Source organism: Kineococcus lubricus (genome assembly GCF_050871965.1).
GTDB lineage: Bacteria > Actinomycetota > Actinomycetes > Actinomycetales > Kineococcaceae > Kineococcus.
This window is the reverse complement of sequence record NZ_JBJLSK010000034.1, coordinates 1-12,256: the sequence shown is the minus strand read 5'-3', so window position 1 is coordinate 12,256 and position 12,256 is coordinate 1. Positions and strand designations below refer to the sequence as shown.

Annotated in this window: 12 protein-coding genes and 1 pseudogene; 5 read left to right on the top strand and 8 right to left on the bottom strand. The window is 74.8% G+C overall.

All coding sequences use genetic code 11. The annotated features are described in order from the left end of the window. Window positions 1–7: 7 nt before the first annotated feature. The 4 genes from ACRYRX_RS19350 to ACRYRX_RS19335 form a co-directional block, all read right to left on the bottom strand. Window positions 8–937 (bottom strand): aldo/keto reductase, encoded by a 930-nt coding sequence (locus ACRYRX_RS19350; RefSeq protein WP_432514583.1) that lies wholly within the window; start codon window positions 935–937, stop codon window positions 8–10. A gap of 133 nt (window positions 938–1,070) precedes the next feature. Next, complete coding sequence (locus ACRYRX_RS19345) at window positions 1,071–1,490, bottom strand: RidA family protein (RefSeq protein WP_432514533.1); 420 nt, start codon at window positions 1,488–1,490, stop codon at window positions 1,071–1,073. Then, complete coding sequence (locus ACRYRX_RS19340; protein WP_432514532.1) at window positions 1,487–2,305, bottom strand: IclR family transcriptional regulator; 819 nt, start codon at window positions 2,303–2,305, stop codon at window positions 1,487–1,489. Before ACRYRX_RS19340 ends, ACRYRX_RS19345 begins: the two co-directional genes overlap by 4 nt. After that, complete coding sequence (locus ACRYRX_RS19335; RefSeq protein ID WP_432514531.1) at window positions 2,302–3,249, bottom strand: sugar kinase; 948 nt, start codon at window positions 3,247–3,249, stop codon at window positions 2,302–2,304. The genes ACRYRX_RS19340 and ACRYRX_RS19335 overlap by 4 nt, the downstream gene beginning before the upstream one ends. Before the next feature lie 92 nt (window positions 3,250–3,341). Here ACRYRX_RS19335 and ACRYRX_RS19330 point away from each other — a divergent pair, with 92 nt between their 5' ends. The 4 genes from ACRYRX_RS19330 (at window position 3,342) to ACRYRX_RS19315 (ending at window position 8,323) form a co-directional block, all read left to right on the top strand. Beyond that, window positions 3,342–4,637, top strand: a complete 1,296-nt coding sequence (locus ACRYRX_RS19330) for a type III PLP-dependent enzyme domain-containing protein (protein WP_432514528.1) — start codon at window positions 3,342–3,344, stop codon at window positions 4,635–4,637. Continuing rightward, window positions 4,634–6,199 (top strand): N-acyl-D-amino-acid deacylase family protein, encoded by a 1,566-nt coding sequence (locus ACRYRX_RS19325; RefSeq protein WP_432514527.1) that lies wholly within the window; start codon window positions 4,634–4,636, stop codon window positions 6,197–6,199. Before ACRYRX_RS19330 ends, ACRYRX_RS19325 begins: the two co-directional genes overlap by 4 nt. 70 nt (window positions 6,200–6,269) lie before the next feature. Next, complete coding sequence (locus tag ACRYRX_RS19320) at window positions 6,270–6,884, top strand: bifunctional 4-hydroxy-2-oxoglutarate aldolase/2-dehydro-3-deoxy-phosphogluconate aldolase (RefSeq protein ID WP_432514525.1); 615 nt, start codon at window positions 6,270–6,272, stop codon at window positions 6,882–6,884. After that, a complete protein-coding gene (locus ACRYRX_RS19315) occupies window positions 6,884–8,323 on the top strand; it encodes a GntP family permease (protein ID WP_432514524.1) in 1,440 nt (479 codons plus the stop codon). Before ACRYRX_RS19320 ends, ACRYRX_RS19315 begins: the two co-directional genes overlap by 1 nt. A 40-nt stretch (window positions 8,324–8,363) precedes the next feature. Here the strand turns inward: ACRYRX_RS19315 and ACRYRX_RS19310 are convergent, their stop codons facing one another. Further along, a complete protein-coding gene (locus ACRYRX_RS19310; protein ID WP_432514523.1) occupies window positions 8,364–9,092 on the bottom strand; it encodes an SOS response-associated peptidase in 729 nt (242 codons plus the stop codon). 680 nt (window positions 9,093–9,772) lie between these two features. Here ACRYRX_RS19310 and ACRYRX_RS19305 point away from each other — a divergent pair. Further along, on the top strand, window positions 9,773–10,945 hold the full coding sequence (locus tag ACRYRX_RS19305; RefSeq protein ID WP_432514521.1) for an epoxide hydrolase family protein: 1,173 nt from the start codon (window positions 9,773–9,775) through the stop codon (window positions 10,943–10,945). A gap of 182 nt (window positions 10,946–11,127) precedes the next feature. On the opposite strand, the gene ACRYRX_RS19300 is transcribed toward ACRYRX_RS19305, so the two are convergent. The 3 genes and pseudogenes from ACRYRX_RS19300 to ACRYRX_RS19290 all read right to left on the bottom strand — a co-directional run. Then, window positions 11,128–11,454: a hypothetical protein gene (locus tag ACRYRX_RS19300; protein ID WP_432514518.1), complete on the bottom strand. Its 327-nt coding sequence runs from the start codon at window positions 11,452–11,454 to the stop codon at window positions 11,128–11,130. A 108-nt stretch (window positions 11,455–11,562) separates the two neighbouring features. After that, window positions 11,563–12,012, bottom strand: coding sequence for a deoxyribodipyrimidine photo-lyase (locus tag ACRYRX_RS19295; RefSeq protein WP_432514517.1), 450 nt, complete (start codon window positions 12,010–12,012; stop codon window positions 11,563–11,565). 73 nt (window positions 12,013–12,085) lie between these two features. Further along, window positions 12,086–12,256, bottom strand: a pseudogene (locus ACRYRX_RS19290) (TetR/AcrR family transcriptional regulator); the annotation flags it as partial.

Genomic DNA, 12,256 nt, shown 5'->3' with positions numbered 1-12,256 from the left:
CGACCGGTCACCAGCGCGCGTGCACGTGCTCGGCCACCAGCTCCCGGTAGACCTCCTCGACGGCGCCGCGCTGGGCGGCGGTCGGGGCCGGCAGGTCCGCGGCGGCGGCGTTCGCGCGGGCCTGGTCGGCGGAGCGGGCGCCGGGGATGACGACGCTGACGCCGGGCTGCTCGACGATCCACCGCAGCGTGAAGGCGGCCAGGGGGACGTCACCGGCCACGTCCCGCAGCCGCCGCGCGGCCTGGACGCCGACGTCGAAGGGCACCCCCGCGAACGTCTCACCGACGTCGAAGGACTCCCCGTTGCGGTTGAAGGTGCGGTGGTCGTCCGCGGCGAACGTCGTGTTCTCGTCGATCTTCCCCGAGAGCAGCCCGGAGGCCAGCGGGACGCGCACGACGACACCGACGCCGGCTTCGGCGGCCGCGGGCAGGAACTCCGTGACGGGCTTGAGCCGCAACGGGTTCAGGATGATCTGGACGCTGGCGACGTTCGGCCGCGCGACCGCCTGCAGGCCCTCGGCGACGGTCTCGACCGAGACGCCGTAGGCGCGGGTGCGGCCCTCCTGCACGAGGGTGTCGAGGTCGTCGAAGACCTGGTCGGTGCTCAGCACCGGCGGCGGCGGGCAGTGCAGCTGCACCAGGTCCAGGGTGTCCACGCCGAGGTTCTCGCGGCTGCGGTCGTTCCAGGCGCGGAAGGCGTCGAGGGTGTACTGCGAGGCCTCGTGCGGGTCGGCGCGCCGGCCCATCTTCGTCGCGACCACGACTCCGTCGGGGGCCGAGGGCAGGAAGCGGCCGATCAGCCGTTCGCTGCGCCCGTCGCCGTAGACGTCGGCGGTGTCGAAGAACGTGACCCCCGCCTCGGCCGCGGCCCGCAGGGTCGCCAGGGCGGCGTCCTCGTCCACGCTGCCCCAGCTGCCACCGATCTGCCAGCAGCCCATGCCGATCGCACCGACCGTGCGCCCTGTCCTGCCCAACGTCCTCGTCTGCACGGGCCCGACCCTACGGCCCGGCACCGCCGGGCGCGCGAGCACCCCGGCCGGTCCGGCCGGGGTGCTCGGAACTCCCGCGGTCTCAGTCCACGCAGGCGAGCGCGTCGACCTCGACGAGCATCTCCGCGCGCGGCAGGCCGGTGAAGACCGTGGTGCGGGCCGGCAGGACGCCGGAGGGGCAGCGGGCCGTCACGAACTCGGCGTACACCTCGTTCATGGCCGCGAAGTGGTCGCGGGTGGTGAGGTACACCCGGAGCATCACGACGTCGTCGAACCCGGCGCCACCGGCCCGCAGGACGGCCTCGACGTTCTCCAGGGTCCGGCGCGTCTGGGCCTGGACGTCGCCGGGGAAGAGGTACTCACCGCTGGCGGGGTCGACCGGGCCCTGGCCGGAGACCTGCAGGAGCGGGCCCTTGCGCACGCCCTGGGAGAACATCGGCATGGGGGCGGGGGCCTCGGAGGTGGTGATCGCGGTGCGGGTGCTCGCGGTGGGGGTGTTCACGGGACGGACTCCTCGTCGGGTCGGGGTTCGGTTCCTGGTTCGGTTCCGGGTTCGGTTCCGGTGGGCGGGGCGGGCAGGTACCCGCAGGCCCGGGACACGTCCTGCGTCGCGGACAGCAGGTGGGGCACGAGGTCGTGGACGGCCTCGCGCGGCAGGAGGACGTCGGGGACGGAGATCGACACCGCGGCCAGGACGCGGCCGTCGGGCCCCAGGACGGGAGCGCCGACGCAGTTGATGAACGTCTCGTTCTCGGCGTCGTCGTGGGCCCAGCCGCGTCGGGCGACCTCGGCCGCGGCGGCGAGCAGTTCCTGCGGGGACGCCAGCGTGTTCGGGGTCAGCCGGGGGTAGTCCAGCGTGGCGGCGAGCGCCTCGCGCTCGGGCACCGGCAGGGCGGCCAGGAACACCTTGCCCACGGCCGTGCAGTGCAGGGGAGCGGGGGAGCCGATCCTGGAGGCCATCCGCACGGCCGCGTCGCGCGGTTCGAGCTTGTCGACGTAGGTGGCCGTGCGGCCGTCGAACGCGGCGACGTGGACGGTCTGCCCGACGTCGTCGCGCAGCCGGCGCAGCCGGGGAGCGGCCAGGGCGCGGACGTCGATGTCGTCGAGGGCCTGCTGGGCCAGGCGGAAGAGCCCCGGTCCCAGGGAGTAGCGGAAGTCGTCGGTGCGCTGGACGTACCCGCTGTCCTCGAGGACGCGCAGCAGCCGCAGGACGGTGCTCTTGTGGACGCCCTCGGCCTCGGCGAGTTCCCCCAGGGTGGCGGTGCCACCGGCGACCCGTTCGAGCAGGGCGATGGCGCGCAGCAGGGACTGGCTCACGCGACGAGCTCCGGCAGGTGCTCGGGCTGGTCGCCGCGCACGACGAGCGTGGCGGCGGCGCAGCGGTGGCCCAGCAGCACGGCGTCGGGGACGGGGAGCCCGGTGTGGCGTCCGGCGAGGTACCCGGCGGCGAAGGCGTCCCCCGCGCCGACGGGTTCGACGACGTCGACGCGCAGCGCCGGGACGTGCAGGTCGGGGCGGCCGGGTTCGAGGACGAGGACCCCGCGTTCCTCGGCCTTGAGCAGGATCCGCCGGGCCCGGGGGAGGGCGGCGCGCACCCCGGCGGCGGTGCCGGTGCCCAGGACCCGCACCGCCTCGTCCTCGCCCAGGAGGACTTCGTCGGCGGCGTCGAGCAGGCGGTGCAGGGGGCCGTCGTCGAGGTCGCGCCACAGGGCGGGGCGGTGGTTGAGGTCCACCGAGAGCACGGTGTCGCGGGGGCGCAGCAGGTCGGCCAGGGCGTCGCAGGTCCGGCCCGCCGAGGCGGACAGCCCGGGGGTGATGCCGCTGACGTGGACGGTGCGCGATCCGGTGAGCAGGGCGGCGACGGCGGGGGCGGTGAGCAGTTCCGGCGTCATCGCCGACGCGGCGGACCCGTTGCGGTAGTAGTGCATCCGTGAGCGACGCGATCCGTCGGCGGCTGTCCCGGGGGCCTTGACGTACAGCCCGGTGGGGCGGTCGGGGTCGACCTCGACGCCGCTGACGTCCACCCCGTGCCCGCGGGCCACGTCCAGGACGTGCTCGCCGAACCCGTCGTCGCCCAAGCGGGAGACCCAGGCCGTCGGGACGCCGAAGCGGGCCAGGGTGAGGGCGACGTTGAACTCCGCCCCGCCGGCGGTGCGGGTGAACCGGTCGGCGTGGGCCAGGGGCACCTCGCCGACGGGGGTCAGGACGGCCATGGCCTCACCGAAGCAGGTGACCGCAGGCAGGGGCGTTGACCGGGGCATGGCGCGATGCTAGAACAGCACCCACAAATCACGCAACACCCATTGCGCCATCTGCAACGACGCGGCCGGAGTGACCGCGCAGAGGAGTGCCCGTGAACTACGACGCGACGACGACCGGGATCCTGGGGCCCGCGCACAAAGCCGTACCGATCACCGCTCACGGCCTCGACGCGGCCGAGCACGCCGCCACGCACCCCGGCCTGGCCGAACTCCCCACCCCGCTGGTGACCCTCGACGCCGGCTCCACGACCCGCAACATCGCCACCATGGCCGCCTGGGCCCGCGCCGCGGGCGTCGACCTCGCCCCCCACGGCAAGACGACCATGGCCCCCTCCCTGTGGCGCCGGCAGCTCGAGGCCGGCGCCTGGGGCATCACCGTCGCCACGCCGTGGCAGCTCACCGTCGCCCTCACCACCGCCGCCACCACCGGCCTGCGGACCGCCCTGGCCGCCTACCCCGTCCTGGACCCCGCCGTGCTGCGCCACCTCGGCCGACCCCGCACCACCCGGGTCCTGGTCTGGGCCGACGGGACCGACGTCGTCGCGGCCATGGCCCCGCACGTCGCCGGCGCCGCCGAACCCCTCGACGTCCTCGTCGAGCTCGGGGCCCCCGGGGGCCGCACGGGAGCCCGCTCCCTCGCGGCCGCCCTCGACACCGCCCGCGCCGTCGCCGCCACCGACGGCCTGCGCCTGGCCGGGGTCGCCGGCTACGAGGGCGCGCTCGCCCACGACGCCTCGCCCGCCAGCCTCACCGTCGTCCGGACCTACCTGCACGACCTGCGCCGGCTCCACGAGACCCTGCTCGCCGCCGGTCTGCACGGCGAGGTCCCCGGCGGGATCGTCGTGACCGCCGGCGGCAGCGCCTACTTCGACGCGGTGGCCGACCTCCTGGCCCCCCTGCACGACCCCGCGGGCGAGCGCGGCCCCGCCGTCCGCACCGTCGTGCGCGCCGGGGCCTACCTCGCCCACGACGACGGCTTCTACGCCGGCATCACCCCCATGGGCCGCGGCGCCGGAGGACGGTTCGAGGCGGCCCTGCACGGGTGGGTCCGCGTGATCTCCCGCCCCGAACTCGGGCTCGCCCTGGCCGACGGCGGCAAGCGGGACCTGCCCTTCGACGAGGGGCTCCCCACCGTGCAGGCCGTGCGCCGCGGCGGGACTCAGGACACCGCTCCCCTGCACGGGGCGAGCGTCACCGCCCTCAACGACCAGCACACCTTCCTGCGCCTCACCGGCGACGCCGAGGACCTCGCCGTCGGCGACGTCCTGCGGCTGGGGCTGTCCCACCCCTGCACCACCTTCGACAAGTGGCAGCTGATCCCCGTCCTCGACGACGCCCGCGCCGCCCAGCCCCACCTGGTGGACTACCTGCGGACGGTGTTCGGGTGACCCGCCCGCTGCTCGTCCGCGGCGCCACCCTCGTCGACGGCACCGGCGCACCCGCCCGCCGCGGCGACGCCCTCGTCGCCGACGGCCGCATCGCCGCGCTGGGCGACGTGGAGCACGCACCCGGCGCCGACGTCCTCGACGCCACCGGCCTCGTGCTGACCCCGGGGTTCATCGACATGCACGCCCACTCCGACCTCGCCGTGATCACCGACCCCGAGCACCTCGCCAAGACGACCCAGGGCGTCACCACCGAGGTCGTCGGCCAGGACGGCCTCAGCTACGCCCCGGTCGACGACACCACGCTCGCCGTCCTGCGCGAGCAGCTCGCCGGCTGGAACGGGGTCCCCGCCGCCGGGTTCGGCTGGCCCGACGTCGCCGCCTACCTCGACCGCGTCGACGCCGGGGCCGCGGTCAACGTCTGCTACCTCGTGCCCCAGGGCACCGTCCGCATGCTGGTCGTGGGCACCGGGGACCGGCCCGCCACGCCCGACGAGCTCGACCGCATGCGGGCGCTGGTGCGCCAGGGCATGCGCGACGGCGCGTTCGGGATGTCCAGCGGACTGACCTACACCCCCGGGATGTTCGCGAGCACCGACGAGCTGGTCGCCCTGGCCGCCGTGGTCGCCGAGCACGGGGGTTTCTACGCCCCCCACCAGCGCTCCTACGGCGCCGGGGCCCTGGAGGCCTACGCCGAGGTGGTCGAGGTGGCCCGGCGTTCCGGGTGCGCCCTGCACCTCACCCACGCCACCATGAACTTCGCCCCCAACGCCGGGCGCGCGGGGGAGTTCCTCGACCTCGTCGACTCCGCCTGCGCCGCAGGGGTCGACGTCACCCTCGACACCTACCCCTACCTGCCCGGGTCGACCACGCTGGCCGCGGTCCTGCCGAGCTGGGCCTCGGCCGGCGGCCCGGCCGCGACCCTGGCCCGGCTGCAGGACCCGGACGCGTTGCGGCGCATCCGGTACGCCGTCGAGGTCGAGGGTTCCGACGGGTGCCACGGCGTGACCGTCGAGTGGGGCACGCTGCAGATCGCCGGGGTCCGCGACCCGGGGCTGTCCGCCGTCGTCGGCGAGCGCGTCCGCGACTTCGAGATGTTCGTCGACCTCCTCGTGCGCGACCGGCTGGGGACGACGATCCTGCAGCACGTCGGGCACGAGGAGAACGTCCGCGCCATCATGCGCCACCGCACCCACACCGTCGGCAGCGACGGGCTGCTCGTGGGGGAGCGTCCCCACCCGCGCGCCTGGGGGACCTTCCCGCACTACCTGGGGCACTACGTCCGCGAGGAAGGCGTCCTGGGGCTGGAGGAGTGCGTGGCCCGCATGACCTCCCGCCCGGCGGCGCGGCTGGGCCTGCACGACCGGGGGGTCCTGCGCCCCGGCGCCGTCGCCGACCTCGTGCTGTTCGACCCCGCGACCGTCGCAGCCGGCGCGACCTTCGCCGAACCCCGCCGGCAGGCCGTGGGGATCCCCCACGTCCTGCTCGGCGGGGAGTTCGTCGTCCGCGACGGGGTGCGCACCGCAGCGACCCCCGGCCGGGCGCTGCGTCACCGGGCCGCCTGAACCCGGCCTGAAACCACTTGACCCCGCCCCCGGCCACACCCGCCGGGACCTCTCGAGGAGGACTCCCGCAGTGCTCGAAACCCTGTTCACCGACCGCGTGGTGTGCGTCGTCCGCGCCCCCGTCGTCCCCGACCCCGTCGCCCTGTGCGAGGCACTGGCCGCCGGCGGGATCCGCACCGTGGAACTGACCTGGACCACCCCCGGGGCGCTGGACCTGCTGCGGTCGGCCGCCGACGCCGTGGCCCCCGGGACCACCCTCGGCATCGGCACCGTCCTGACCGCCGACGACGCCCGCGCCGCGATCGACGCCGGTGCCCGGTTCCTGGTCACGCCCGGCCTGCGCCCCGCGGTGGCCGAGGTGGCCCGGGCCGCCGGGATCCCCTTCCTGCAGGGGGCCCTGACCCCCACCGAGGTGCTGCAGGCCCACGAGACCGGCGCGACCGCGGTCAAGGTGTTCCCCGCCTCGGCGTTCGGCCCCGCCTACCTCAGGGACCTGCACGGCCCCTACCCGGACCTGCCGCTGGTCCCCTCGGGCGGGATCACCGCCCGCAACGCCGCCGAGTTCCTCTCCGCCGGCGCGGCCGCCGTGACCGCCGGTACCGGGGTCGTGCCGCCGGACGTCGTCGCCGCGGGGGACTGGGCCCAGATCACCGCCCGCGCCACCGAGTTCACCGGAGGACTCTGATGCTCACCTGGCTCCACGACTCCACCGCCGGCCTGCTGCTGCTGTGCGCGCTGGCCATCGCCGTCCTGCTCGTCCTCATCATCAAGGTCAAGCTCGAACCCTTCATCGCGCTGCTCATCGCCGGGTTCGCCCTCGCCCTCGCGGCCGGCCTGCCCGTCACCGAGATCGTCGGTACCGCCCTGTCGGCCTCGGACTCGGTGCTGGAGAAGGGGTTCGGGGGGATCCTCGGCCACATCGCCGTCATCGTCGGGCTCGGTACGGTGCTGGGCGCGATCCTCGAGCGTTCCGGCGGCGCCGACGTCCTCGTCGCCAAGCTCACCGGCCTGTTCGGGGAACGCGGCGCCCCGGTCGCGATGGGCCTGACGGGCCTGATCTTCGGGATCCCCGTGTTCTTCGACATCGGCATCTTCGTGCTGGCCCCGCTGACCTACATCGCCGCCCGCCGCGGCGGGCGTTCGCTGGCGCTGTACGCGCTGCCGATGCTGGCCGGCCTGTCGATGACCCACGCCTTCCTGCCCCCGCACCCCGGCCCCACGGCCGCGGCGGGGCTGCTGGGGGTCGACCTCGGCTGGGTCATCCTGATGGGGCTGGTGTGCGGCCTGCCCGCCTTCGCCGCCGCCGGGATCGCCTGGCCCTACGTCATCGGCCGCCGCATCCACGTCGAGGTGCCCGCGGAGTTCGTCCGGGACCCCCAGCCCCCCACCGGCGGGGACGCGGGCGGTGGCGGCGTGGGCGGCGGCGGTACCGCCGTGGCGGAACGGACCACCGCCCCGGTCCGCCTCGCGACCGTGCTCGGCATCGTCGCCGTCCCCCTCGTCCTCATCCTCGGCGCCACCTTCGGCACCGTCACCCTCGAGGAGAGCCGGCTGCTCAGCGTCCTGACGTTCCTGGGCAACCCCGCCGTCGCGCTCACCGTCTCGGTGCTGCTGGCGTTCTGGCTGCTCGGGGTCCGGCGCGGCACCACCGTGGCGGAACTGGGCTCGGTCACCGCCGAATCCCTGCGCCCCGTCGGGATGATCCTCCTCGTCGTCGGCGCCGGGGCGTTCTTCGGCAAGGTCATCTCCGCCACCGGGGTCGGCGCCGCCCTGGCCGACACCATGAGCGACGCGGGCCTGCCCGTGATCCTGCTGGCCTACCTCATCTCCTGCGGCCTGCGCCTGGCGCAGGGATCGGCCACGGTGGCGCTGGTCACGACCGGCGGGATCGTCGGCCCCCTCGTCGAGGGCGCCGGGTACTCCCCGGCGCAGCTGGCCGTCCTCGCCATCGCCATCGCCTCCGGCTCGATCATCGCCAGCCACGTCAACGACGGCGGTTTCTGGATCATCTCGCGGTACTTCGGGATGACCGTGAAGCAGACGCTGGCGACGTGGACGGTGCTCGAGACGATCCTGTCCGTCGTGGGGTTCGCGATGACGGCTGTGGTCTGGGCGTTCCTGTGACCACCCCGGTGACCGTTGCGGGGCGACGGCTCTCGACGGCTCAGGCGACCGGGGTCAGCAGGTCCGGGGAGTCGTTGCGGGGGGAGTTCACCGCGGTCGACACCTCGTGGGTCTCCAGGCGCGGTTCGGGGACGGCGTCCAGGACCTGCCGGACGAGGTCGAGGTCGGTCAGGGTGGGGTCCAGCCAGTCGTCGCGCATGTCGGGCGGGACGACGACGGGGGCGCGGTCGTGGATGTGGCCGAGGGCGTCGCTCGCCCGGGTGGTGAGGATGGTGAACGTCCACAACCACCGGTCGGGGTCGTCCTCCTCCTTGGCGGGGTCGGGCCACAACTCGTACAGGCCCGCGAAGGCGAGGACCTCGTCGTCACCGGCGTGCAGGAAGTGCGGGACCTTCCGGGTGCGGCCCTCCCGCTCCTCCCACTCGTAGTAGCCGTCGGCAGGCACCAGCAGGCGGCGCTTGGCGGCGGCCCGCTTGAACGCGGGTTTCTCGGTGACGGTCTCCGCGCGGGCGTTGGCCATGCGGTTGCCGATCTTGACGTCCTTGGCCCACACCGGCACCAGACCCCAGCGCAGGGTGCGCAACTGGCGGGTGACCGCACCGGGGCCCGGGCCGTCGGCCTCGCGCGGGGCGCGTTCGAGGACGACGCGCGCCTCCTGGGTGGGGGCGATGTTGTAGGACGGCGGCGGCGGCTCGCCGACCAGTTCGCCGACGTCGAAGAGGTCGGCGAGCTCGTCGTCGGACCGGGAACGCGCGTAGCGGCCACACATGCGCCGCAGTGTCCTCCGCGACGGCCGGCACCGCACGAGCAGCAGCCGGGCGGTCCGGCCGGGGAACGCGGGCTCCACGTCGGCAGTGCCGCCGCGAGGCGGTCGGCGGCGCCGGGCCCCTTCGGCGAGGATCGCGAGGGTTCCACCGGTTCCAGCTCCACGACGCGGGGGTCGTCGTCGTCGCGGACCAGGTCGGCCCTCGCGCAGGCCGGGGTGCCCCGCCCGCGCGCGACGAGGCCGAGGGTGGAGCCGGCCACCTCCAGCTCCGCCGGCGTCGCCCGGTGGGAGGTGCTCCGCGGCGAACAGGTCCTCGAGCGTCCTCGGCTGGGGAGGGTGACCCGTCCGGTCACGGCGTGGCTGCAGGTCCCGCCGAAGTGGACCGGGGCCCGTTCCCCGTCCCGGGCGACGGAGGCGAGGAGCGGTTGCACGAGCGCGGAGCGACCGGGCGGCGTGCCGGGCGGCGACGTGCGCCACGGCTGCCCGCTCCGACGGCCGGTTCGACGACGACCGGTCCCCGCGCCGGCGGCGGCGGCAGGACCGGGTCCACCGGGTCGCCGGGTTCGAGGTCCTGGAGGCGGTGCTCGTCGCTGCTCCAGCGGATCAGCGGGGGACCGGTGCGCACGGGGCCAGCGGGACGATCGGCCTGTTCCTCCGCGAGGAACCTGCGACAGGATGGACCGGTGCAGCCTCCCCCCGCTGTTCCCCAGCTCCCCGCGGCCCCGGTTCCGGTACCCGACGACGTCCTGCAGGACCTGCGCCGGCGGCTGCGGGCCCACCGGCCCGTGCCGCTGCCGCCGCTGCCGGCCGGCGCCTCCTGGGACCGGGGCACCGACCCCGCCCACCTCGCCGAACTGGTGCACCACTGGGCCGACGCCTACGACTGGCGAACTCACGAGGAGCGCATCCGCTCCTGGCCCTGGCACCTGGCTCACGTCGCCGCCGACGAGGGGAGCGGCGAGGCTCCGGACGCCGGGGAGACGCCCGTGCGGGCGGTGCACCAGCGCGCCGCCGCCTCCGACGCCACCGCCGTGCTGCTGCTGCACGGCTGGCCGGACTCGGTCCTGCGCTTCGAGCGGGTCCTGCCCCTCCTGACCCGCCACCACGTCGTGGTCCCGGCGCTGCCCGGTTTCCCCTTCGCGGCCCCCGTGGCGGGTGCGGGCCTGTCGGCGCGGCAGATCGCGGTGGTGGTGGCCGGGCTGATGGCCGACCTGGGGTACGCGCGCTACGTCGTCTCCGCGGGTGACGTGGGCTCCGACGTCGCCGAGCACCTCGCCGACCTGCACCCCGAACGGGTCAGCGCGCTGCACCTGACCGACGTCTCCCAGTACCACTTCCTGGTCCAGCCCCCGAGCGACCCGAGCCCGGCCGAACGTGAGTACCTCGCCCACGGCCACGACTGGCAGGCCCGCGAGGGGGGCTACATGCACGAGCAGCGCACCAAGCCGCACACCCTGGCGGTCGGGCTGGGGGACTCCCCGGCGGGGCTGCTGGCGTGGTTGTTGGAGAAGCTGCGCAGCTGGACCGACTGCGGCGGCGACGTCGAGGCGGTCTTCTCCCGCGACGAGCTGCTCACCTGGGTGGCCGCGTACTGGGTCAGCGGGTGCATCGGCACGTCCTTCACCCCCTACGCCACCGGCGGCGACCTGCCGCAGCGGGTCACACCGCCGGCGGTGTTCACCGTCTTCCCGCGCGACCTGGTCAACGCGCCGGAGGAGTTCGCCCGCCGGATCTTCGACGTCCGTTCCTGGCGCCGGGAACGGGCGGGGGGCCACTTCGCCGCCTGGGAACAGCCGCGCGCCTACGCCGCCGGGGTGCACGAGGCCGTGGAACTGGCAGCGACCTCCTCCCGCTGAGGTTCCCCCGGACACCGGTGCACCGCCCCGGGAACGGGAGCCGCGACCCGGACGACCCCGTCCGGGGACAGGAGGTGGACTCCCACCTGCAGCGGGCGCGGGGTGGTGGGAGGTGGTCGTCGTCCTCGTTCTCCTGTGCCAGCTGTTCGGCCCGCTCGCGGAGCACGTGCGGCCGGCGAGTCTCAGAGGGGCAGGCCGACGCGGCGGCCCGTGCCGATGTCCTCACCTCCGTCGCTGCTCACGACGGCGTAGCTCCCCCTGGGAAGACCGTCGCGGGTGACGACGCGGGAAGCGCATCGGAGCAGCTGCTGCTCGGTGCCCCCGGTGATGCAGAAGACGTACTCGCCGTCGACCTCCTCACCGTCGTCGTGGACCTCCAGGTCGCCGGCCTCCTCCAGCTCGGCCAGGTGATCCTCGACCTCCTCGATCCACGGGTAGGCGTAGTCGCCGTCCGCGACGGTGGGAGCCGGGGTGAGGGAGACGTGGATCTCCACGACGAGCTGGGACATGCGGACACCCTGGCAGGCAGGGACGACACGGCGGGCGCCGCTGGACGATGAGCCCGCCTGGCCCGGTGGCGTCGGCGACGTCACCGCGGCCGGCAGCGACTGCCTCCTCTAGACCGTCGGCGGGTAACCGTGGCAGTCGACGGGCATCCACCACCGGACAGCTGCGAGGCTGCTCGTGGAGGTCGCCGGTGCGTGCCGCACGAGAGGGACGTCCAACGCAGCCTCGACCGCTTCCTCGTCCAGGAGATCCGCGGAGGACCTCGACGAGGCCACGTGGACCTCGGTGGCGGACGCGGCCCGCACGACGGTGCGGAGCACCTGTGCGGGCTCACCGTGCTGGAAGAGCAACTGGTCGTCGAGAGCATCGTCCAACGTGCGCAGCGCTTCGAGTTGCCGCCGCCGGGTGGAGGCGTCGAGGGTCACCCACCGCTCCAGGCGAACGACCACCAGGGGGACCACGCGGCGATCACCGTCTCGCACCGCGGCCGCGGCCGCGCCTGCCACCGCGGCGTTGTTCTCGAGGAACAGTTCGTCGCGCAGCCAGACCACGGTCGTCACCAGCGCCACCTCGCGACACCGGTCCCGATCACGAGCGGGGTCCTCCGGGGTTCTGCGGGGTCGAGTCGGGTGTTCACGGTGCCTCGGTCAGCGCCAGGAGGCCGTCGCGGACGAGCCCGAGTTCGTCGGTGTCGATGTAGGTGCCCAGGGCGAGGGCGGCGGCGACGCCTTCGGCGGCGAACTGCACGATGAGCACGCGCTGGGGGTCCAGGCCGTCGCGGGCGAAGGTCTGGCGCCACCAGTT